Annotated in this window: 23 protein-coding genes and 1 riboswitch; of the genes, 6 read left to right on the forward strand and 17 right to left on the reverse strand. The window is 51.4% G+C overall.

Annotated elements, in window-relative coordinates:
* Positions 1–5: 5 nt before the first annotated feature.
* From B5G27_RS03400 to B5G27_RS03425, 6 genes are all read right to left on the reverse strand, one after another.
* Positions 6–713: an isoprenyl transferase gene (locus tag B5G27_RS03400; RefSeq protein ID WP_087177553.1), complete on the reverse strand. Its 708-nt coding sequence runs from the start codon at positions 711–713 to the stop codon at positions 6–8.
* Between the two features lie 96 nt (positions 714–809).
* Positions 810–1,361 (reverse strand): ribosome recycling factor, encoded by a 552-nt coding sequence (gene frr / locus B5G27_RS03405; RefSeq protein WP_087177554.1) that lies wholly within the window; start codon positions 1,359–1,361, stop codon positions 810–812.
* 33 nt (positions 1,362–1,394) lie between these two features.
* A complete protein-coding gene (pyrH, locus tag B5G27_RS03410; protein WP_087177555.1) occupies positions 1,395–2,090 on the reverse strand; it encodes a UMP kinase in 696 nt (231 codons plus the stop codon).
* A gap of 57 nt (positions 2,091–2,147) precedes the next feature.
* The gene (locus B5G27_RS03415; RefSeq protein ID WP_087177556.1) at positions 2,148–3,719 is read right to left on the reverse strand and encodes a ClC family H(+)/Cl(-) exchange transporter; all 1,572 of its coding nucleotides are present in this window, start codon (positions 3,717–3,719) and stop codon (positions 2,148–2,150) included.
* A 27-nt stretch (positions 3,720–3,746) separates the two neighbouring features.
* Positions 3,747–4,427, reverse strand: a complete 681-nt coding sequence (locus tag B5G27_RS03420) for an LrgB family protein (protein ID WP_087177557.1) — start codon at positions 4,425–4,427, stop codon at positions 3,747–3,749.
* Positions 4,420–4,872 (reverse strand): CidA/LrgA family protein, encoded by a 453-nt coding sequence (locus B5G27_RS03425; protein ID WP_087177558.1) that lies wholly within the window; start codon positions 4,870–4,872, stop codon positions 4,420–4,422. Before B5G27_RS03425 ends, B5G27_RS03420 begins: the two co-directional genes overlap by 8 nt.
* 393 nt (positions 4,873–5,265) lie before the next feature.
* On the opposite strand from B5G27_RS03425, the gene aroF reads away from it, so the two are divergent.
* Together aroF and aroB are read left to right on the forward strand one after the other, a co-directional pair.
* Positions 5,266–6,279, forward strand: a complete 1,014-nt coding sequence (gene aroF / locus B5G27_RS03430) for a 3-deoxy-7-phosphoheptulonate synthase (RefSeq protein ID WP_087177559.1) — start codon at positions 5,266–5,268, stop codon at positions 6,277–6,279.
* Between the two features lie 81 nt (positions 6,280–6,360).
* Complete coding sequence (aroB, locus tag B5G27_RS03435; protein WP_087177560.1) at positions 6,361–7,419, forward strand: 3-dehydroquinate synthase; 1,059 nt, start codon at positions 6,361–6,363, stop codon at positions 7,417–7,419.
* Positions 7,420–7,600: 181 nt separating this feature from the next.
* Here aroB and B5G27_RS03440 read toward each other — a convergent pair whose 3' ends face one another.
* From B5G27_RS03440 to B5G27_RS03450, 3 genes are all read right to left on the reverse strand, one after another.
* Entirely contained in the window at positions 7,601–8,101 is a 501-nt protein-coding gene (locus B5G27_RS03440) for a DUF6106 family protein (RefSeq protein WP_087177561.1), read from the reverse strand.
* 3 nt (positions 8,102–8,104) lie between these two features.
* The gene (locus tag B5G27_RS03445; protein ID WP_087177562.1) at positions 8,105–9,010 is read right to left on the reverse strand and encodes a PucR family transcriptional regulator; all 906 of its coding nucleotides are present in this window, start codon (positions 9,008–9,010) and stop codon (positions 8,105–8,107) included.
* 148 nt (positions 9,011–9,158) lie between these two features.
* A complete protein-coding gene (locus tag B5G27_RS03450) occupies positions 9,159–10,271 on the reverse strand; it encodes an ABC transporter ATP-binding protein (RefSeq protein WP_087177563.1) in 1,113 nt (370 codons plus the stop codon).
* A 302-nt stretch (positions 10,272–10,573) separates the two neighbouring features.
* Between B5G27_RS03450 and B5G27_RS03455 the strand changes: the two genes are divergently transcribed.
* Together B5G27_RS03455 and B5G27_RS03460 are read left to right on the forward strand one after the other, a co-directional pair.
* Positions 10,574–11,092 carry a peptidylprolyl isomerase gene (locus tag B5G27_RS03455; protein ID WP_087177564.1) on the forward strand — a complete coding sequence of 173 codons (519 nt, stop codon included), beginning with the start codon at positions 10,574–10,576 and terminating at the stop codon, positions 11,090–11,092.
* Positions 11,093–11,122: 30 nt separating this feature from the next.
* Positions 11,123–12,025, forward strand: coding sequence for a DMT family transporter (locus B5G27_RS03460; RefSeq protein ID WP_087177565.1), 903 nt, complete (start codon positions 11,123–11,125; stop codon positions 12,023–12,025).
* 52 nt (positions 12,026–12,077) lie between these two features.
* Here the strand turns inward: B5G27_RS03460 and B5G27_RS03465 are convergent, their stop codons facing one another.
* The 3 genes from B5G27_RS03465 to B5G27_RS03475 form a co-directional block, all read right to left on the reverse strand.
* Positions 12,078–12,581, reverse strand: coding sequence for a GNAT family N-acetyltransferase (locus tag B5G27_RS03465; protein ID WP_087177566.1), 504 nt, complete (start codon positions 12,579–12,581; stop codon positions 12,078–12,080).
* A 23-nt stretch (positions 12,582–12,604) separates the two neighbouring features.
* Positions 12,605–13,261, reverse strand: coding sequence for a DUF3267 domain-containing protein (locus B5G27_RS03470; protein ID WP_087177567.1), 657 nt, complete (start codon positions 13,259–13,261; stop codon positions 12,605–12,607).
* Positions 13,262–13,330: 69 nt separating this feature from the next.
* Positions 13,331–13,657: a DMT family transporter gene (locus B5G27_RS03475; RefSeq protein WP_087177568.1), complete on the reverse strand. Its 327-nt coding sequence runs from the start codon at positions 13,655–13,657 to the stop codon at positions 13,331–13,333.
* A gap of 254 nt (positions 13,658–13,911) precedes the next feature.
* Between B5G27_RS03475 and htpG the strand changes: the two genes are divergently transcribed.
* Positions 13,912–16,059 (forward strand): molecular chaperone HtpG, encoded by a 2,148-nt coding sequence (gene htpG / locus B5G27_RS03480; protein WP_087177569.1) that lies wholly within the window; start codon positions 13,912–13,914, stop codon positions 16,057–16,059.
* Between the two features lie 181 nt (positions 16,060–16,240).
* Here the strand turns inward: htpG and B5G27_RS16555 are convergent, their stop codons facing one another.
* From B5G27_RS16555 to B5G27_RS03500, 4 genes are all read right to left on the reverse strand, one after another.
* A complete protein-coding gene (locus B5G27_RS16555; RefSeq protein WP_275533017.1) occupies positions 16,241–16,372 on the reverse strand; it encodes a hypothetical protein in 132 nt (43 codons plus the stop codon).
* Positions 16,373–17,014: 642 nt separating this feature from the next.
* Complete coding sequence (locus B5G27_RS03490) at positions 17,015–19,303, reverse strand: xanthine dehydrogenase family protein molybdopterin-binding subunit (protein WP_087177744.1); 2,289 nt, start codon at positions 19,301–19,303, stop codon at positions 17,015–17,017.
* A gap of 5 nt (positions 19,304–19,308) precedes the next feature.
* Positions 19,309–19,803, reverse strand: a complete 495-nt coding sequence (locus B5G27_RS03495; protein WP_087177571.1) for a (2Fe-2S)-binding protein — start codon at positions 19,801–19,803, stop codon at positions 19,309–19,311.
* Positions 19,804–20,607 (reverse strand): FAD binding domain-containing protein, encoded by an 804-nt coding sequence (locus tag B5G27_RS03500; protein WP_087177572.1) that lies wholly within the window; start codon positions 20,605–20,607, stop codon positions 19,804–19,806.
* 251 nt (positions 20,608–20,858) lie between these two features.
* Positions 20,859–21,030: riboswitch (Lysine riboswitch) on the forward strand.
* 83 nt (positions 21,031–21,113) lie between these two features.
* On the opposite strand from B5G27_RS03500, the gene dapA reads away from it, so the two are divergent.
* A complete protein-coding gene (dapA, locus tag B5G27_RS03505) occupies positions 21,114–21,998 on the forward strand; it encodes a 4-hydroxy-tetrahydrodipicolinate synthase (RefSeq protein WP_087177573.1) in 885 nt (294 codons plus the stop codon).
* 136 nt (positions 21,999–22,134) lie between these two features.
* Here the strand turns inward: dapA and B5G27_RS03510 are convergent, their stop codons facing one another.
* Complete coding sequence (locus tag B5G27_RS03510; protein WP_143449634.1) at positions 22,135–22,710, reverse strand: hypothetical protein; 576 nt, start codon at positions 22,708–22,710, stop codon at positions 22,135–22,137.
* Between the last annotated feature and the right edge of the window lie 12 nt (positions 22,711–22,722).

Below are 22,722 nucleotides of genomic sequence, written 5' to 3' on the forward strand. Positions count from 1 at the left end.
CTTTTTTACGCCTCCTCTACACCGCCGAATCTTCTGTGTCTGTGATTATATTCCTCGATCGCCTTAGCCAGCTCTTCCTTCGTAAAGTCCGGCCACGGCACATCTGTAAAATAAAACTCCGAATAAGCGAGCTGCCAGAGCAGGTAATTGGACAGCCTCTGCTCCCCACTGGTGCGGATCATCAGATCCGGATCCGGGATGCCGTGTGTATCCAGATAGGACTCAAACACCGACTCATCGATCTGTTCAGGATCCAGTTTTCCTTCCGCGCAGTCTTTCGCCATTTTCCTCGCAGCGCGCGTCATCTCGTCCCGGCTCCCGTAATTAAGGGCAATGGTGAAATTCAGCCCGCCGTTGTTGACCGTGGCCGCCTCAAGTTCCCGTATCCTGTTCTTAATATCCTCATCCAGCGGCTCGATGTCCCCGATCACGCGGATCTTCATGTCATTTTTCGCCGCTGTCTTAAGGCAGGTCTTCATGTAATTGCGCAGCAGCGTCATAAGCGCCGCCACCTCGCCCTCCGGGCGGCTCCAGTTCTCCGTGGAAAACGCGTAGACAGTCAGGTATTTGATCCCCATCCTCCACGCTTCCTCGCAGATGCGCTCCACATTCTTGCTCCCCTGGGCATGCCCGTAATTCCTCGGCATGCCTTTGGCTTTCGCCCATCTGCCATTGCCGTCCAGTATGATCGCGATATGCTGTGGTACTTTCATAGTCTTCCCTCTCCCTTTATCACGGCAGTGTCAAACAAAAGGGAGCCTTCCGTTTCAAAGCCCCCTTTTCCTGCCTGATGCCTTGTATGATACTACTTACACAGTCATGATCTCTTTGGATTTTGCCTCAACCATCTTGTCGATCTTTTCGATATACTTATCTGTGATCTTCTGAAGCTCATCCTCCAGATCCTTGATCCCGTCCTCTGAGATCTCTGTCCCTTTCAATTTCTTAAAAGCGACATTGCCGTCGCGGCGGATATTGCGGACAGCCACCTTTGCCGCCTCGCCTTTTTTCTTCACGTCCTTTGCCAGTTCCTTTCTCCGCTCTTCCGTAAGCTCCGGGAACACAAGGCGGATGGACGCCCCGTCATTTGTCGGGTTGATGCCGATATCCGATGTAAGGATCGCCTTCTCGATCTGTTTTAACAGGCTCTTCTCCCACGGCTGGATCTGGATCATGCGCGCCTCCGGCACGGACACATTCGCCACCTGCTGGATCGGTGTCGGAGCTCCGTAGTAATCTACGGTCAGCTTGTCCAGAACATGGGGGTTGGCGCGCCCTGCGCGGATCGTCGCCAGTTCGCTGTCAAGGTTGTTGATCGTTTTTGTCATCTTCACGTCATATGCTGCCACTTTTTCATTCATGCTTCAAGCCCTCCTGGATATTTATTTTATAGTTTAAACTGTAACTTTCGTTCCTGTAAAATTACCGCTCATTGTCTCCACGATGCTGTTCTCTTCGTTCAGCCCGAACACGAGCATGGGCATCTTATTCTCCAGGCACATGATGGACGCTGTCAGGTCCACTGCCGCCAGCTTCTTATCGATCACTTCCTGGATGGAGATTTCATCATACTTCACTGCCTCCGGGTTCACCTTGGGATCGCTGTCATAGATACCGTCGATCGCCTTTGCCAGAAGCATGGCGTCCGCCTCGATCTCGATCGCTCTTAAGACAGCCCCTGTATCCGTGGAGAAATACGGATGTCCCGTGCCGCCTGCAAAGAAGATCACCTTTCCCGCCTCCAGCGCTTCCACTGCCGCGTCCTTGGAAAACAGGGTTGTAAAGGCGCCGCACACGAACGGGGTAAATACCTCGGTCTTCATCCCCACATGGCGGAAGATATCTGATACATAGATACAGTTCATCACTGTTGCCAGCATCCCGATCTGGTCTGCCTTTGTCCGGTCGATGGTCTCGCTTGTCCTTCCTCTCCAGAAATTGCCGCCGCCGGTCACGATCGCCACCTGGATCCCGTCATCGACCAGCTTCTTCACCTGCTCCGCGACTCCGATGCAGGTCGCCTCGTCAAATCCGGTCTTCTTATCTCCCGCGAGCGCTTCCCCGCTCAGCTTTAGTAATACTCTTTTCATTGTGTCTGCTCCTTTGATTTCTCTGTGCGGGATCTGCGTTTCTCTGCTCCCGCTGACCTAAAATGAAGTATAACATAAGTTTTCCATTTTGTCATGTATATATCCTGCGTCCCGTTCATCTGTCATCACGGTCAGCTTATCCCCTGCCTGGAGCTTTGTCTTTCCCCGGGGGATCATCTCTCTGCCTTCCCTCTCCAGCGCCACCAGAAGGCAGTTGTTCGGCCATGTGATCTCCATGACGGTCCTGTCCTCCAGCACAGACCCGCTCATGATCACAAACTCGCTCAGCACTTTCTGTCCGCCGGCATAGGACTCTTTCCCACTCTGGGGCTTCCGGTCAGGCATGATCCGCCTGAGCAGGCTCTCATAGATCGGCTCGGACCGGAGAAGCGATGCTGTTATGTATGCCGCCACAGATACGATCGCAAGGGAGAGCATCTGGCTCACAGAACCGGACATCTCAAAGAGCAGGATGATCCCCGTGATCGGAGCCCGCACGATGGCTGTAAAAAAGCCTGCCATTGACAGAAGCACAAAGTTATTCACATACACAGGATCCATCCCAAACACTTCTACGCCTGCCATGGCAAAGATCCCGCCCAGAAGGGCGCCCAGCACGAGGAGCGGAAAGAAGATGCCGCCCGGCGCCCCGGAGCCAAAGCTCACGGCAGAGAAGAGAAATTTTACCACAAAGGTAAGCGCCACAAGCCCGATCGCCATCTCTCCCGCTGTCAGGTCCACGATCAGGTCCCCGCCGCTCCCGAGAACAGACGGCATCACCAGCCCCATGATCCCTGCTGCAAAAAAAGCGATCAGCAGCCTTCCCGTCTCATTGAGCCGCTTTGGCTTTTTGTAAAGATCCTGCGCCTTCAGCATGACTTTATTATACAGCGCGCCCATCACTCCGAGCAGCACTCCGAGGATCAAAAGCAGCCAGTAATGGTCCTGGGGGAGCACATGCTCCAGCTCAAACTGAAACACAGGGTCCAGCCCCATGATATGGGAACAGATATAATCCGCTGTCACTGAGGCAGTCATCACAGATACCATCAGCCCGACAGAAAATCCCTTGTGGATCTCCTCGAACGCGAACATCATCCCAGCCAGGGGCGCATGGAACGCCGCCGCAAGCCCCGCGCTTGCCCCGCATGTCATCAGGTATCTCTCCTCCGTCTTCCCCCGGTCCAGAAGCCTGGATATCCCCTGTCCGCTCATCGCCCCGAGCTGGATGGACGGTCCTTCCCGTCCAAGGGACAGACCGCCCAGGAGGCATAAGAAACCGCCGAAAAACTTTGCCGGGAGCACCTTTTTCCAGTCCTGGGAAAGTTTCCCCAGGATCTCCCCCTCTACCTGGGGGATCCCGCTTCCCGAGATCATGGGCACCCATTTTACCAGTATCCCCACGATCACGGCAAAAATCGCCAGCACGAGGAACCATCCCGCGATCCGCAGAGGATAACCCCTGATAAAGTCCAGGATCTCCCCGAGCCACTTCCCTGCATATGTAAGAGCGATCCGGTATAGCATCACGATCAGTCCGCCCACCGCCCCTACGAGAAGCCCTTCTCCGATAAGGATGACCGGCAGGCGCTGTACTCTTCTGATCGTATAAGAGGTATCTTTTTTCAATCTTTTCACTTCCTTATTTTTCTGGTATCACAGGACTGCCATGGAGATCAGCACGGTAATGATACCGCAGATGCCGATTGCAAGTCCACTCATTGCTCCTTCCACCTCGCCCAGCTCGATGGCCTTTGACGTACCGACGGCATGGCTGGACGCTCCGATCGCGAGCCCCGCTGCCACGGGGTCAGTGACCCGGAAGATCCTGATCAGAACAGGCGCGATGATGCTGCCCAGGATTCCCGTGCCGATCACAGCCACTACCGTAATGGGCACCATGCCTCCCGCAGGCTCCGCGATGCTGACCGCGATCGGTGTGGTCACAGATTTCGGCAGTAGCGATACGGTCAGGCTCCCGTCAAGTCCGAACAGGCGGCAGAGTCCGTACACACTCAGCATGGAAGCTGCCGATCCCGCTGTGCAGCCGACTGCGATCGGCAGCCAGTACTGCTTCAGCATTTCAATCTTTGTATAGATCGCCACTGCAAGACATGCCGTCGCCGGAGCAAGGAACATATTGATGATCTCTCCGCCTTCATTATAAGATTCATACGGGATCCGAAAGATCAGGAGCACGCCTGACGTCAGTACGATCGCAACGATCAGCGGGTTGCATACCGGTGTCTTCAGCCTGCGCTGGAGCTTTACACCGATCCAGAATGTGATCACGCTGAGCGCAACGCCAAAATATGGGGAAGCAAATATCTCACTCAATGCCCTTTCCCTCCTTTTCCTTTCCGCCTGTCGCGGATTCTCCCTGTTTCCGCGCATCTTCCGCCTTCGATCCGCTCCCGGTGCCGCCGCTGCCAGCCAGCACCATGCAGCGCACGGTCAACCTCACACTCCAGGCTGTCACTGCGAATGTGACCACCGTGGAGACCACACAGATAATGATAAGCTGCACCGCTGAACTTTTCAGCACGTCAAAATAATTGATAATACTCACTCCTGCCGGTATAAAGAAAAACGCCATATTCTCCAGCAGGAAATCTGCTTTTTCCTGGATATGCCTGATCTTCAGCACACCGGTGAGCAGGCATGCGAGCAGCAGCGCCATACCAATCACGCTCGCCGGAAATGTAAAAGGCAGGAGCCTCTCTATCACCTCGCTCAGCCAGCACACAAGAAAGATGATCCCAATCTGTCTGATGATTTTCATAATTATATTCCGCCTTTCTGTTTTTCAGCTGATCTTGCTGTCATATAATTTTGCCGCCCTGATCTTTTGGGACCAGCTTAAATAAGATACCATCACAGACCGGAATGTGCAACCTGTTCTGCGCAAAGAGTTCTGCATAAAAAGGAAACCTGATTTCTCCTAAAAATCAGTTGACATTTCTATAGTGATGTTTTATGATACTTATGTTTTCACACTTTAAACAGCTAAAATTTTACAGTGTGAAGTTGTTTTGATATTTTATTATCAATTCCTATTATATCATTTTTTACAAATAAAGCACCAGTATACCGCGTTAACAGACAATATGCCTTTTGACAGGCATAATTCACAGGACCGGCATACAGCAGAGAATGAAACCGGAGGAAATCATCTATGATCATTGTACTTAAACCACACACCACAGAAGAGAATATCACCCGTGTTGAAAACCTCATTAAAAACAGGGGCCTTGACACTCACGTTGTACGCGGTACAGAGATGACCATCATCGGATGTATCGGCGATACGACACTGATCGACCCGAGGCTTTTCGAGGTAGACAGCAGCGTTGACAAAGTCATGCATGTACAGGAGCCGTACAAACTGGCAAACCGCGCTTTCCATCCTGAGGATTCCGTGATCGATGTATCCGGCGTCAAGATCGGCGGCGGGCATATGGGACTCATCGCAGGCCCCTGCTCCGTGGAATCTTTCGAGCAGGTGCTCGAGATTGCCAAAGCAGCCAAAGCTTCCGGCGCCAATCTCCTGCGCGGCGGCGCATTCAAGCCGCGGACAAGTCCGTATTCTTTCCAGGGTCTCGGTCTGGAAGGGCTGGATATCCTCTGCAAAGTAAAAGAAGAGGTCGGGCTTCCTATCGTAACGGAGCTTATGTCAACACAGTATCTTGACGTCTTCAATGAAAAAGTAGACCTGATCCAGATCGGCGCGCGCAACATGCAGAACTTCGATCTCCTGAAACAGCTCGGCCAGGTGGACCGCCCCATCCTTCTCAAACGCGGATTAAACGCCACCTACGAAGAATGGATCATGTCCGCAGAATATATCATGGCTGCCGGAAACGAGAACGTCATCCTCTGCGAGCGCGGGATCCGTACCTTTGAGACATACACAAGAAACACCCTGGATCTTCAGAGTATCCCGGTCCTCCACAAAAAGACCCACCTCCCGGTAGTTATCGACCCAAGCCATGCCGGAGGAAAATGGTGGCTCGTAGAACCTATGGCAAAAGCAGCTGTCGCCGCCGGTGCGGACGGACTCATGGTAGAAGTCCACAACAACCCGGAGTGCGCGCTGTGCGACGGAGCCCAGTCTCTGAAACCGGAAAAATACGATACACTGCTCACTCAGGTAAAACAGATCGCAGAAGTTGTAGGAAAAATTCTGTAAATTTTCCTAAAAGGGGTCAGACCCCTCTGAACAGGGGTCTGACCCCTTTTACCAAACTTGTCTATAAAGGAGATACAACTTATGGAATTAACAGTTAATTTAGATAAAAACAGTTATCCGATCTACATTGAAAATGGTATTCTTGCCAGAGCGGAAGAATATATCTCCAAGTGTTTCAGCGGGAAAAAGATCATGGTCATATCTGACGACAATGTTTTCCCCCTGTACGGAGAATCTCTCATCTCCTCTCTGAACGCCTGCGGGTATGACTGCCATTCCCTTGTCCTCCCCCACGGGGAACCCACAAAAAGCTTTCAGACACTCCCTGAGATTTACAGCGCCCTGCTCACTGCCAAAATATCCCGCAGTGACCTTGTGATCGCTCTGGGCGGCGGTGTGATCGGCGACCTGGCAGGATTCGCCGCTGCCAGCTTCCTCCGCGGGGTGAAGCTGGTCCAGATCCCAACCTCCCTGCTGGCTCAGGTAGACTCCTCGGTAGGAGGTAAGGTCGCGGTTGACCTGCCCCAGGGGAAAAACCTTGTGGGCGCATTCTATCATCCGAAACTTGTGCTCATTGACCCTGACGTCCTGGACACACTCCCGCCGCACTTCATCAGCGACGGCATGGGGGAAGTCATCAAATACGGATGCATCAAAGACAGCTCACTTTTTGACCGACTCTGCGCTCATGACTCTTTTGAGGATCTGAAACCTGAACTCACTGAGATCATAGCCATGTGCGTGGATATCAAACGGATGGTCGTTGAGGCTGACCAGTTCGACACCGGCGAGCGCATGCTCCTGAACTTCGGGCATACCCTTGCCCACACTATTGAACAGTATTATCATTATGAGAGGGAGAGTCACGGAGAAGCGGTAGGGATCGGCATGTACCAGATCACAAAGATCGCAGAAGAAAAAGGGCTGACAGCGCCGGGATGCGCAGAAAAGATCAAAAAAGCACTGGAAATCTATGGACTGCCCTCTTCCTGCGGACTGCCCATGTCCGATCTGACTGAAGCTGTCAAGCTGGACAAGAAGAACCTGAACGGGCATCTGAATGTCGTACTCCTGAAAGAGATCGGAGAAAGTTATGTCTATCCCACAGATGCAGGATTCTTTCCGGACTGTATGTGTTAAAAATCCGGATTTGTGGACGAGCCATCAGAAACTTGCATTTGCCTGCGGGGACCTTCCGATCGGATGCACTCAGAAAACCACCCCTTTGACGCGCCTTTCGCGGCAGGCGGGGATAAGCCATAGATCACATCGGTGGTTTTCGGACGTTCAGCTGATCAGCCGGCTCCCCGCAAATACAGATTTAATCCTGATAAAGTTTCATCCCCATCCAGTGTTTCATATGATCCAGCATTTTCTCATCCGGTTCGATATAGACACACGCACTGTTCTGGTCCAGGGAGATGATGATCGCATACACCTTTGCGGAAGGGTTTCCCGAGCTGTAATCAAGCACCTTGTCTGGCTTAAAAGAATTCAGCCGGGGTGAACCTTTTGGAGCGATGATCTCTGCTGTCTGGATATCAAAGCTTTTCAGTTTCTTCCTTTTTTCCCGGTTGTAGATCACATCGATCTGCAGGTCATGGTTCAGGAGCATATATTCATACTCCACATTCAGCCTTGGAAAAATAAAGTAATATGCAAGTATCGCAGCTAACACTGCTACCACAAAAGACAAAAAACCAAAGAAAGGCATCCCAATCACTGCAATCGCTACGATCACAAGGATCACAAGGATCCTCACGGGAAGGTCATACGGCTTTGGTCTGCGGGCTACGATCAGTTCGTATAATGCGTCATTCATAATTTACTGGTTCCTTTCTGCATGTAAATAATTTATTACCATTGTAGCGACCTTAAAGGTCATGGCATCTTCGAAGAGACGGAGATCAAGTCCCGTCCGCTTCTGTATCTGCTCCAGACGGTAGATGAGCGTATTCCTGTGCATGTGGAGCTGCCGCGAAGTCTCTGCGATATTGAGATTGTTCTGAAAAAACCGGTTGATCGTGGCAGTCGTATCCTCATCAAATGATTCGGGGATTTCCTCCCCGAAGATCTCTTTCAGGAAATTTTCACACAGAGGAAACGGAAGGCGGTAGATAAGCCTCCCGATCCCGAGCTCATTATACGGGAAAACCGTCTGTTCTGAATAAAAAAGCTTGCCGACTTTCAGAGCCAGGCTTGCCTCCTGAAAAGCAGCGGGAAGATCCGACAGCGTCCCGATAATGGAGCTGTACGCCAGACGGACATGTGCGAGAGCCTCCGTATTCATCGTATCCACTATGGTCCTTGCGATCGCCCTGACATTGTCAGCAGTTTCTGCTGCCCTCATGGGCCGGAGGATAGCAGCCGCTTTTTCAGAGACCGGGACAAGATAGGTCTTTGTCTGTGACGGGAACAGGCTTTTCAGTATTTCAGTCACAGTCTCATCCATTTTTTTTGTCTCAAGGAGAAAAAGCACGCGCCGTTCGTCCACATTGATATGAAGCCGTGAGGCGCGGTCATGGATATCATACGAAGGGATCCCTCCGGTCAGCAGACTCTGAAGGAAATCCGTCTTATTATATTTTTCTTTATACGCTGTGCACAGGCACCGGATCTGCGCAACCGCCTGCTCAGTCTCCTCTTCCGACTCTGCCTGCACATCGAGGCCAATGCCTGTAATACGTCTTAACTCCTGCAGCGCTTTCTGCAGCTCCTGTGTATGATCCATCTTTTTTCCTCGCTGTTAAAAAGGGGCCGCACCAGGTAAAAAGTGCAGCCCCCATAATATATCCGATAAGCGGCGGCTGTCGGCAAAGACCGTCCAGCCATGAATAGCATCTCAGCGACCGCTTCGCTGCTATTCCAATTTTATAGTATTAGTTCGTAATCGTCAACTCTGTCTCTTTGTCAAAGATGTGGATCTTCTCCATGTCGAGTGCGAATACAGCCTTGTCGCCTGTTCTCAGTGTTGTACGCGGGTTAACACGTGCTGTCATCTGAGTACCTGCTACATCGAAGTACAGGAATACTTCTGCGCCGAGCAGCTCGTATACTTTGATCGTAGATGTAATAACGCTGTCCGGAGAGTTGCTGATAAATGCCTCTGAATCATGTACATCCTCAGGACGGATTCCGAGAACAACTGTCTTTCCGTTGTATCCTCCATCGATGAGCGCTTTCTTCTTGGATCCCGGAACTTTCAGCACATGTTCGCCGATCGTAAGTGTAACGTCATCACCCTTTACATTGCATACAGCATCAAGGAAGTTCATCTGCGGAGATCCGATGAATCCTGCAACGAACAGATTGCACGGTGTATTGTAAAGGTTCTGCGGTGTATCAACCTGCTGTACGACACCGTCTTTCATAACAACGATCCTTGTACCAAGTGTCATAGCCTCTGTCTGGTCATGTGTTACGTAGATGATCGTAGCACCCAGGTTCTCATGAAGCTTGGAAATCTCGATACGCATCTGGACTCTCAGCTTTGCATCCAGGTTGGACAGCGGCTCGTCCATCAGGAAGACCTTCGGGTTACGCACGATCGCACGTCCCATAGCAACACGCTGTCTCTGTCCACCGGAAAGAGCCTTCGGTTTACGGTCAAGCAGTTTGTCAAGGTCAAGGATCCTTGCTGCCTCTTTTACCTTTCTGTCGATCTCATCCTTCGGAACTTTGCGGAGTTTCAGACCGAATGCCATGTTATCATATACTGTCATGTGCGGATACAGAGCATAGTTCTGGAATACCATTGCGATATCACGGTCCTTCGGCTCTACATCGTTCATAACCTTTCCGTCAATCTTAAGTGTACCGCCGGAGATATCCTCCAGACCTGCGACCATACGAAGTGTTGTAGATTTTCCACATCCGGAAGGTCCTACAAAGATGATGAACTCTTTGTCAGCAATCTCGAGGTTGAAATCCTTTACAGCATGGAATCCGTTCGGGTAAATTTTCTGAATGCCTTCAAGTGATAAACTTGCCATTGTTATATTGCCTCCTTAAAAAATGTTTCTCTTTGAATCTGGAATCAGTATACTTCTCCGGGCAGAAATGGACAATGTCACGAGTAACTAAAAAAGAGAGAAAAAAATGTACATTTGTGATAATACGCACCCAATGCCCTGAAAGACCGGGGCTCTGATACAGGTTCTGACCGATTGACGTGCGCACCCAAATCCGCTACAATAGCGTTGTGCCTGCGGACAGTCAGTCCTTCCGCCCGCAGGGAACATATTTAAGAACATATTTAACTAATATGAAAACACATGAAAAGAGGTATATGGACATGGCAAACCCAATCATTACATTTGAAATGGAAAACGGCGATATCATGAAAGCTGAGCTCTATCCTGAGATCGCACCGAACACAGTGAACAATTTCATTTCCCTGGTCAAAAAGGGGTTTTATGACGGACTGACGTTCCACCGTGTGATCCGCGGTTTTATGATCCAGGGCGGATGCCCGGACGGGAACGGCATGGGCGGCCCGGGATACTCGATCAAAGGAGAATTCTCCCAGAACGGCTTCCGAAACGATCTTGCGCATGACCCGGGCGTACTCTCCATGGCCAGGGCAATGCACCCGGATTCCGCGGGAAGTCAGTTTTTTATCATGCATGAGAAAGCGCCGCACCTTGACGGAGCATACGCAGCATTCGGAAAGATCACAGAAGGCATGGATGTTGTAAACAGGATCGCAGAAACTGCAACAGATTACAGCGACCGTCCTCTTGAACCTCAGGTAATAAAAAAGGTTACTGCAGAACTCTTCGGCGTGGAGTACGCTGAACCGGAAACTGTCTAAAGCACTGTATAAAAAGGAGAAAACAGGACTATGGCTGGAAAGATACAAAAACCGGCTGCTGTATGCGCGCTCGCCCTTCTGTGCTGTGCACTGTGGGGGAGCGCGTTTCCCTGTATCAAACTGGGATACGCGTGGATGGATATCGAGGGAACAGGAAGTCAGATCTTATTTGCAGGATACCGGTTCTTTTTGTCCGGCATCCTTACCTTTGTGATCGGATGCGCTGTGGAGCGCAGATTCCTGACCATAAAGCGGTCTTCCGTATGGCACGTATTCCGTCAGGGGCTCCTGCAGACAACCGTGCAGTACGTATGCTTCTATATCGGGCTCGCCTACGCCACCGGCGCCAAGAGCTCGATCATCAATGCCTCTCAGGGATTCGTCGCGATCATCGCCTCACATTTCATGCTGAAATCTGAGAAGATGACATGGAAGAAAACAGTCGGATGCATTCTCGGGCTTGCGGGAGTGGTCGCTGTCAACCTGTCCCCCGGCGCATGGGGAAGCGGTTTCTCGCTGAAGGGAGAAGGGATGATCCTCATATGCACGGTCGTATATGGGATCAGCATGGTACTGCTCAAGATGATCTCAGACGAGGAAAGCCCCATGGCCATCACTGCTTATCAGACCCTGATGGGCGGCGATCTCCTGGTCATCATCGGATTCGCAATGGGCGGGCATGTGGGAGGCTTCACTGCAAAAAGTGTGGCTCTCCTGATCTATATGGCACTTTTATCGACCGCCGCTTTCAGCATCTGGACCATCCTGATGAAATATAACCCGGTCGGAAAAGTCGCAGTCTTTACATTCACCATCCCTATTTTCGGGGTGGCCCTGTCCGGGCTTCTCCTCGGGGAACAGGTACTGGAATTGAAAAATCTGATTGCTCTTGTACTTGTTAGCACAGGTATCATAATCGTAAACAGAAAATAAAAAGTGCAAGGGGTCAGACCCCATTGAAGAGGGGTCTGACCCCTTGCACTTTTTATGATACCTTATATTCCATGATAAAATCATCCATAATGAACCCGCCGCCGATATCCGCTTCCTGTGTATCGATCGTCTCAAACCCCAGATGCCGGTATACGCCGAGCGAATTGTCATTATGCTTATTGCAGGTGAGCCAGACCGCGGAATAGCCGCGTTCCCGGCAGAGATCCTTTAAGAAACCGAATGTCTCTGTGGCCAGATGCCGCCCCCTGCTTTCTTTTTTTATGTAGAGCTTGCTCAGGAAAAGCCGGTTATCCTCTCCCGGATGGATGCCGGTATATCCGCAGAATTCTCCGTCATGGAGGATCTGGTAATACTCATACCCCTCTGAGATCTGCTCTTTCAGGGCCGGGTAGGACTGAAATTTCTCTACCATATATTCCACCTGCTCCTTCCCGATAATGGGAGTAAAATGTTCGTTCCAGATCTCATTCGCGAGATCCGCGATCTCCCGGATCTGTTCATCAGTTTCTGCTTTTCTTGCTTCAAATTGCTCCATAGTCATAACCTCCTGATTATTTTTTATCTGCTGCCCTGTCCTATATCTGCTTCCTGCACCGGCGCATAAACAGTCATATCGGTTCCGCTGTCCCGTATCAGGATATCTCTCCGCATCCCGGAAAACTTCCATACTACGTACAGATCCCCTGCTGCTCCCGAAAGATTTATAAGCTGGATAAAATAAACAGCCCAGAACCAACTTTCAGGAACAAAAATGAGGAATACGGTCAGAACTATCCCCCATATCACTATGGGCGCAAGGGCGATCACAAGATACTGCCTTTTATTAAAATAAGCCTCGCTTCCTGCATAGGCATACAGACCTGTAAAACCATACTGTGCTTTCCGTCCACTGTAATGTTTAATAAATATCCCATGAACAGATTCATGGAGAAAAACATACAGGATCACTCCGGCGCACGCTGCGGCAAGCCGTACAAAATACAGGAGCATCCCATCAGACATACTGTAAAATGTATGGATCGGGACAAATTGATGTCCGATCACGCCTCCTGCGAGAAAAATAACAAGAGCCAGTATATTGACAAGGACCGCAAGACTCCCGTCCTTCTGAAGATCGACCCTGCATAGCTCCTCATAGCTGTCGGGCAGGTCAAAACACACGGATGGCGCTTTCAACTTCTTCTTATCCATATTCTTATCCATATTCTTATCCATAACACGCTCCCTCTCCACTCCCGGTATCTGGCTTTTCCGGATCAGCTTCCTGCAACAAGGTGTGTTTTCTTAATGGCCGGAAGTCCCGTAAAGATTTAATATAACGCATCCCACTACGATCATCACCACTGCGATCACTCCGACAGTGTTCAGCTTCTGCCCGAATACGACAGCTGCGATGACCGTCGTGGCAACGATCCCACCTGCGCACCAGGTAGCATAAGCCACCCCCAGGTCGATCTTAAGCAGGGCTTTTGAAAACGAATAAAAACAAAGGATGTAAAAGACAACACACCCCGCTGCCGGAATAAGTTTTGAAAATCCTTCCGATGCCTTCAGCAGAGTCGTCGCGATGATCTCGAATACGATCGCCATCCCCAGTAATACATATTGCATGCCCTGTCCTCCTGATCTTCTCCCGTGTCCCGCCTGTTCCGAAACGATTAAAAAAAACACTGCCAATTATACTCTGTTTTACTGATTTCATCAATCCAAAATCTCGCTCTGTTGTTAGCACTCACTTTAAAAGAGTGCTGATTTTCTATTGACTTTTAATTTTTGCTGTACTAGAATGTCATTTAGATAAAAATCCACCCCTGCGGCCACCCGTATCCCGGCCTGCGGGGCAAATCTGAAAAGGAGTGTTCAATATGGCAGTTAAAAAAGGAAACTTATCTATTGACAGTGAGAATATATTTCCGATCATAAAAAAATGGGTATATTCAGACCATGATATCTTTGTGCGCGAGATGGTATCCAACGGATGCGACGCGATCACAAAATTAAAAAAGCTGGACATGATGGGAGAATATGAACTTCCCGAAGGCTATAAGCCGAAGATCGAAGTGATCGTCAGCCCGGAAGATAAGACCATGAAATTCATCGACAATGGCCTCGGCATGACAGCAGACGAAGTAGAGGAATATATCACACAGATCGCATTTTCGGGTGCGACCCAGTTCCTCGAAAAATATAAAGACAAGACCACAGAGGATGATATGATCGGACATTTCGGTCTCGGATTTTATTCCGCATTTATGGTCGCAGATGAGGTACAGATCGACACTCTTTCCTATAAAGAAGGCGCGGTCCCGGTACACTGGGCAAGCCAGGGCGGTACAGAGTATGAGATGCAGGACGGCAGCAAGACGACCGTGGGGACTGAGATCACTCTGTTCCTGAATGAAGACAGCCTTGCCTTTGCAAATGAATACCGCGCAAGGGAAGTCCTGGAGAAATACTGCTCCTTCATGCCGGTAGAGATTTTCCTGTCCAAGGCAAATGCTGAGCCGGAATATGAGACGATCAACGAGGAAGACCTGCTCGATACGGATACAGTGATCGAGCACATCGAGGAAGCGCCCGCCGCTGACGACAGCTCCGCCGGGAGCTCATCTTCCGATAACAGCGGGGAGAAATCCGAAAAGGCTGAGCCAAAGAAAAAAGTAAAGATCGTAAAGCGTCCGGTGCCCATCAATGATATCCATCCGCTGTGGGGCAAGAATCCGAGCGAATGTACAAAAGAAGAATATATCGACTTCTACCGCAAGGTATTCATGGACTACAAAGAGCCTCTGTTCTGGATCCACCTGAATATGGATTATCCGTTCAACTTAAAGGGAATCCTCTATTTCCCGAAGATCAACACAGAGTATGAGTCCATTGAAGGAACGATCAAACTGTATAATAACCAGGTGTTTATCGCAGATAACATCAAAGAAGTGATCCCGGAGTTCCTTATGGTATTAAAGGGAGTCATCGACTGCCCGGACCTGCCGCTCAACGTCTCCAGGAGCGCTCTCCAGAACGACGGATTTGTCAATAAAGTGGCGGATTACATCTCCAAAAAGGTTGCGGACAAGCTGACAGGGATGTTCAAAACAGACCGCGAGAATTATGAAAAATACTGGGACGACATCAGCCCATTCATCAAATTCGGCTGCCTGAAGGATGAGAAGTTCGGAGAAAAGATGAAAGATTCCATGATCTACAAGAATCTGGACCACAAATATCTGACCCTGGACGACATCATTAAAGAAAGCAAAGGTGAAACTGAGGCTGACGGCGAAACCGCAGAAGGTGCATCTGACGGCGAAAAGACAGACAGCACCGCACCGCAGACAGGATCCGGCAGCGGAGACGCCCAGACAGATGACAAGACTTCTGACGCCAGCGAAAAAGAGGAAGAAAAGACCAGCATCTATTATGTAACAGACGAGGTACAGCAGAGCCAGTACATCAATATGTTCAAGTCACAGGGACAGGATGCGATCATCCTGACACACAACATTGACTCCGCATTTGTGACCTATCTGGAGCAGAAGCATCCTGACATCCAGTTCCTGCGCATCGATGCGGACGTCCATGAGTCTCTGAAAGACGAAGTGGCAGAGGATGAGAAGGAATCCTTCCAGAAGACGGCCGACAGCCTTGTGGAAATCTTCCGCAAAGAACTGGGCAACGATAAGCTTAACGTAAAAGTTGAAAAACTCAAAGATGATAAAGTCGCTTCCATGGCAGTCCTGTCCGAACAGGAACGCCGTATGGCGGAAATGATGAAGATGTACGGCATGGGCGGCATGGATCCATCCATGTTCGGAAGCCAGGCAACACTGGTCCTGAACGCAAACCACCCGCTTGTACAGTTCCTCGTCGAGCACAAACGCAGCAAAAATGTCCCGATCATCTGCAAGCAGCTCTACGACCTGGCAATGCTGGCGCATAAGCCGCTGAGCCCGGAAGAAATGACCGCCTTTGTACAGAGAAGCAACGAGATCATGATGCTCCTTACAAAATAAAAATCTGTATTTGTGGGGGAGCCGGCCGATGGCTGAACGTCCGAAAACCGTTGATTTGTTGCAGAAGGTTTTCGCGGCGGGCGGGGATATGGCTCGGGTTCCGGTTCCGTAATCCGGGAAAGACGTAAAAGGGAGAAAGCATGGCTAAAAGCAATTGTCCGGCGGAAGATTCGGCTCCGCCTCAGGCATCCGCCGGACAATTAACGCCACGCTTTCTCCCTTTAAGTCTTTCCATCAGATTACTCCAAGTCACCGTCGCCATATCCCCGCCCGCCGCGAAAGGTGCATCAAAGGAGCGGTTTTCTGCGCGCATCCGCTCGGAAGGTCCCCGCAGGCAAATGCAGGATTTCGAAACGGGGACGAGATGGGAGCTTCAACGACGAAACAGAAATTTATCCAGAACGTAAGGTGCCGCGGACTTCCGGGAGGGGATTAGCCGTTCGATTTGGCCCAGCAAGCTGTGCCTCTCTGACTATAGAATTCTGCCAGCTGGGGGAAGGTTATCTTTTGGCTGGAAAATCCTCTTCGTTGTAAGTTTCTCCTGACCAGAGTAGTTTTATCTTTTGCCGGGAAAGTTCCCTTCTCGCTACGTTTTTAAACGCTACATTTGTCGGGGAACCTTCCATCTTGAACAAAACCAGAAAACAGCGAAGCGCCTTTTTCGAAAACCTTTCAGCGCGGGTGTGTGGGTGTCTGAGGTGACTGCGGAGAGGCTTGAAAAAACTTAAAATCCGGGACTATGCGTTGAGATCAGCAGGGGGCTTGTCTGAGGCAACGCCGAGTTGCTCCCTGCTGATCTCTGCTTTTAGCATAGTCCCGGATTTCTTAGTTTTTGCTGCCCCGGAGCCCCGGAGCCGAAGCCACCCACACACCCGTGCTGAATACGTCTTCGACACATCCGCTTCACTGCTTTCGGACGTTTTACTCTGACAGTGGCTCCCCCGCAAATCCAGATTTATCTCTGCATTCCCCGATATATTTTCTCCGCCGTCATGGGCAATTCTCTTATGATCACTCCCACTGCGTTCTGGATCGCGTTTGATATTGCCGGCGACGGCGTATTGATCACGATCTCGCCGATGGATTTTGCTCCGAACGGACCTGTGGGCTCGTAGCTACTCTCAAACTCCACCCGGATATTTCCCACGTCGAGCCTGCTGGGGATCTTATACTGCATAAAGGAATTGCTGTAATTCTTTCCTTTTGAGTTGTATACGATATCTTCATAAAGCGCCATCCCGATCCCCTGGGCGATCCCGCCCTCGGTCTGCACGCGGGCCAGATTCGGATTCACGACAGTGCCGCAGTCTACGACCGCCGCGTAATCGATCATCTCTACCACTCCTGTTTCCTTATCGATCTCCACTTCCGCAATACCTGCCATAAAAGGCGGCGGGGATGTGGGCGAGGAGAAGGCTTCATTCGCGGACAGGGGCTGATTGCTGCTGCACATGACACGGTTTCCGATCTCTTTTCTGGAGATGGACTCCCCGGTCTTTAGATCCGTCACTTTCTGCCCGTCAAACTCAACATCAGCAGGAGAACATCCGAGATATTCCGCGCCCCGCTCACAGATCTTCCTGCTGAGCGTCTCGCATGTCTTCACGACTGCCATTCCCGTCACATAAGTCGTACTGGACGCGTAGGATCCGCAGTCATACGGGGATGTATCCGTATCCACCCCGGACACGATGATGTCTTCCAGATCACAGTCCAGGCATTCCGCCGCCATCTGCGAGAGGATGGTATCGCAGCCGGTTCCCATGTCCGTCGCTCCGATCATCAGGCTGTAAAAGCCGTCGTCATTTACTTTGATCGCAACAGAGCCTGTGTCCACGCCGGAGATGCCTGAGCCCTGCATTGCCATGGCAACGCCGACTCCACGGACTTTGCCGTTGCCCATATCCCGGCACGGGTATTTCTCATCCCATCCGATCATCTCTTTCGCACGCTCCAGGCAGCGGTCCAGGGCACAGCTCTGGGCGGTCTCCCCGTAATATGCCGGCATGACCTGTCCTTCCCGGACCATATTTTTCTCACGCAGCACCGTGGGATCCATCCCCAGCACCTGGGCCAGTTCATTGACCGCGGATTCCACGGCAAAGATCCCCTGCGTCGCTCCATAGCCGCGGTATGCCCCTGCGGACATCACATTTGTGTACACGACGTCATAGGTGAACCGGAATGCTTCCGCCTTGCCGTAGAGTGGGATGGATTTATGCCCGGAAAGGCCGACAGTCGTCGGTCCGTGCTCCCCGAAAGCACCTGTGTTGGAAAGCGTATACAGGTCGATCCCTCTGATATTGCCCTCTTTGTCAGCCCCGAGGCGGACATGCATCTCCATCTCGTGGCGCGGAGAGGACGCGATCAGTGATTCTTCTCTTGTATAAATGATCTTCGCCGGTTTCCCAGTCTTCCAGGTCACGATCGCCGGATAGACTTCTGATACGGAAGTCTGCTTTGCACCGAAACCTCCCCCGATCCTCGGTTTGACCACACGCACTTTATATTTCGGGATATCAAGGGCATTCGCGAGGATGCGGCGGACATGGAAAGGCACCTGGGTGGATGACACCACGTTCAGCCTTCCGTAAGTATCCAGATAAGTATAGGTGCGGAAAGTCTCCATCATTGCCTGCTGGTTTGCCTTTGTATGATATACCCTGTCGATCACATAATCGCAGGAATCCAGTACCGCATCGATATCTCCGCTCCCGCTCACTTCATGGGCGCACAGGTTCCGCTTATTGTCAGCGCCCACCGGGCAGAGGCTTTTCCAGTTGTCCTCGGGATGGACAAGGATCGGGTTGTCTTTCGCGGTGCGGAAATCCAGCACCGGCTCCAGGACTTCATATTTTACTTTGATCAGTTTCATCGCTTTTTTCACGGCTTCTTCCGACGTCCCGGCAATGATCGCCGCCGCGTCGCCCACGAAACGCACCCTCTGGTCAAGGATCAGCCTGTCGTAAGGGCTGGGCTCCGGATAGGTCTGCCCTGCCATTGTAAAGCGCTTGTCCGGACAGTCCTTATAGGTAAGGATACACTCGATCCCGGGAACCGCTTCTGCCCTCGCGGTATTGATCTCCCTGATCAGCGCATGGGCATGAGGGCTCCTGAGCACTTTCACGATCAGGCAGTCTGAAGGCGCAAGATCGTTTGTATAAACCGCCTTCCCGGTCACAAGGGCATGTGCGTCCACTTTGGACACCGGCCTGTTCACGATACGTAGCTTCCCTGTCTTCATCTCCGTCATCTCGCTCCAGCCTCCTCTCCCTGTTGACTGTTATTTTCCTCTGCTTTTGCCTGCATGTATTTCTGAATAGCCCGGAGCTGTCCCATGTACCCGGTGCACCGGCACAGATTTCCCGCCAGGTACTCCTTGATCTGGTCGATCCCCGGATCTTCCAGTTCCCGGAACATTGCCAGCACATTCATAATGAAGCCCGGGGAACAGAACCCGCACTGCTCTGCTCCTTCCCCTGCAAGAAATGCGCCGAACTCCGCAGCTTCCTTCTCAACGCCTTCCAATGTTGTCACCTCATGTCCCTCGACAGACACCGCCAGCACGGAGCAGGACAGACGGGATTTCCCATCGATCCAGACCGTGCACAGCCCGCAGTTCGTCGTCTCGCACCCACATTTCACACTCTTGCACCCGAGTCCGCGCAGGACATCCAGAAGGACTGTATCCGCAGCTGCCTCGGCTGTCACCTGTTTCTGATTTAAAACAAACTGTATCTCCATCTATTTTCCCTCCGCCAGGATCGAAGCCATCTCACGGCGGATCAGGACCTCTGCCAGATGCCGCCTGTACTCTGCGCTTCCTCTCATATTTGTCCCATATGTAAACTCCGACGCCGCCTGGCGCGCATAATCCGCGATCATATCCTCAGACGCGTCCGCCGGGATCTCCCACTGCTTCTCCAAAAGAGCCGCCTTCATCGGCCTTGCGCCGACAGAAAAATACCAGGTCTCTTTCCCATGCACCATACCCGTGACCACAGAGCAGGCGATCACAGGGAAATCCGTCTTCGTCTGCCGGATGGACTCATAGCGGAACTTTCTCTTGCTTTTTCTCACGATCACTGAGAGCAGGATATCCTTATCCGGCTTCCTGTTGACAAATTCAGAAAGGCGGATCGTCCCTCCGTCATACAGCTCCACAAATGTATCCAGCGCCAGGAACGCGGTCAGCACATCCGAAAATCCGAATCTTCCGTAGATGCTCCCTCCCACGGTCGCCTGGTTCCGAAACTGTACTCCCACGATATGCCGTACTGACTCTGCGATCCCATCGCCGTACATCTCTCTGAGCGCTTCACACTCTTCGATCTGCCGCAGGGTGCACATGGCGCCGATCTTGATCACATTGTCCGATTCCTCGATCTGATCCAGCCCTAATCCCGACAGATCGATCACTGTCTTGACCTTCGCATTCCCCAGGCGCATCCACATCATGCCTCCCATAACACGGCTGCTTCGCGCCTGATTCAGCTCATACGCCTCCTCCAGCGTCTTTGCTTTTACATAATTACTGATCGTAAGCACAATGGCTCTCCTTTCTCAACTCTGCCGCGCAGTTATCCCCGGCAGATCCCGTAATGTCAGTCAAAATTGTGTCTCTCGCAAAACTGCGTAAAAAAAGTGCAAATGAGGTTCCGGTCATTCACACTTTCAGCGGTCTAATCTTACCACAAACCGCGCGTATTGTCAAAGGATAGGGCACCTTTTTCTTCTCTGTTCCCGCCAAAACAGTTGACAGCTTTCCCTGCCGGTGTTATGATTTTTTTAAATATAGAAACGGAGATAGAGGTCGCATTTTTCATAAGTAAGACGGCGGATGTGCCAGGCACATGAGAAGCCGCCTGAAAGGGGAAGATGCCGAAGGGAGAAAGCGCCTGGAGCTTTGTCCCTGGGCATGGCGTGAATAACGGCATGACTGTCATCGCAGGATGGAGAGCTATCTGATATACAGTGTGTATATTTCGAGACGGCGCATCTTGCCGTTTCTTTTATTGTTTACTATATTCCATTATCAAGAGGAGGAAGAAAGAATGGCAATTTTTAAGGGCGCAGGCGTAGCGATCGTTACTCCTATGAAAGAAAACCTGGAGATCAACTATGACAAACTGGATGAGATGCTCGAAGAGCAGATCGCCGGAGGCACGGACGCCATCATCATCTGCGGCACCACCGGCGAGTCCGCTACCATGACCGAAGCTGAACACAGCGAAGCGATCCGCTTCACTGTTGAGCGGGTAAACCACAGGATCCCGGTCATCGCGGGCACCGGCTCCAACTGCACAAGGACAGCAGTCGAACTCTCCAAAGAAGCGGAAAAAGACGGGGCTGACGGACTCCTGCTCGTGACTCCTTACTATAACAAAGCGACTCAGAACGGTCTGATCGCACACTACACACAGATCTGCCGCGAGGTAAAGCTCCCTGCGATCCTCTATAACGTACCGAGCCGCACCGGCTGCAATATCCAGCCGAAGACACTGGCGCAGCTCGTAAAAAATGTTGACAATATCGTAGGCGTAAAAGAGGCTTCCGGAAATATCGGTGCAGTGGCGCAGATCATGCATCTCTGCGACGGAAATATCGACCTGTACTCCGGAAATGACGACCAGGTCGTACCGCTGCTGTCCCTGGGCGGCATCGGCGTGATCTCCGTCCTGTCCAATGTGGCGCCTGCTTATGTGCATGACATGGTCTACAGATATCTTTCCGGAGATGTAGAAGGCAGCTGCAAGATGCAGCTCGACGCTCTTCCGATGTGCGACGCACTCTTCTGCGAGGTCAATCCGATCCCGGTCAAAGCTGCCCTGAACCTGATGGGCAAAGAAGTGGGACCGCTGAGAGCCCCGCTGACAGAGATCGAGCCCGCGCACAGAGAGCAGCTTGAGAAGGCGATGAAAGACTTTGGCCTTCTGTAAAAAGCTGTAACCCTATAAAATCTGGGATCCTGTAAGAATCTGCGATCCTGCGAAAATCCACAATAGAAAAGCAGCGTGGTCTCCGCCGGGAGAATGTTCCCCCGGCGGGCCGCCGCTGCTTTTTTCTTATCCTTCCTTATCCTTCGACCACCGTGACCTTCACGAATGTCCCCTCCTGTCCGCAGGCATAGACCTGCCCGTCATCCTGCAGGACATATGTCCGGAATGTATGATAAGTATCCATATCTGTGGGTGCCGAAGCAACGCTCAGATATCCCTGGTATTCCTGTTCATCATAAAACGCCAGCCTGTCCAGCCATACCATCCGCACATTTTCCCTCACCTGGGTCGGTTCGGTAAAGTTCTCTGCCACATGGCTGTCCACTCCGCACTGCTGGCTGCTGTTGTCACCCCACATCCAGAGCGAACCGTCACTGCGGATCACTGCCATAGTGCTCTCTCCGGCATCTGCGTAAACCGCATGATCCATGACCTGCTCAAATCCATCATATTCCCGGATCACATTTCCATCCCCATCGCACAGACGCCCCGCGCACCAGACAGTCCCATCCGCTTTCAGGACGATCATCCCGTAAGGACTGCATTTTACATACTGTACATCACTCATCAGCTCCACAGCCACACAGCAAGCGCCTGCTGCCGGGAGATTCCCCGTCCCCATCAGCACCCCGCCGTCCGTCAGATAGACCATAAATTCTTTTCC

Source organism: Lachnoclostridium sp. An76, from assembly GCF_002161355.1.
Classification (GTDB): Bacteria; Bacillota; Clostridia; order Lachnospirales; family Lachnospiraceae; genus Mediterraneibacter; species Mediterraneibacter caccavium.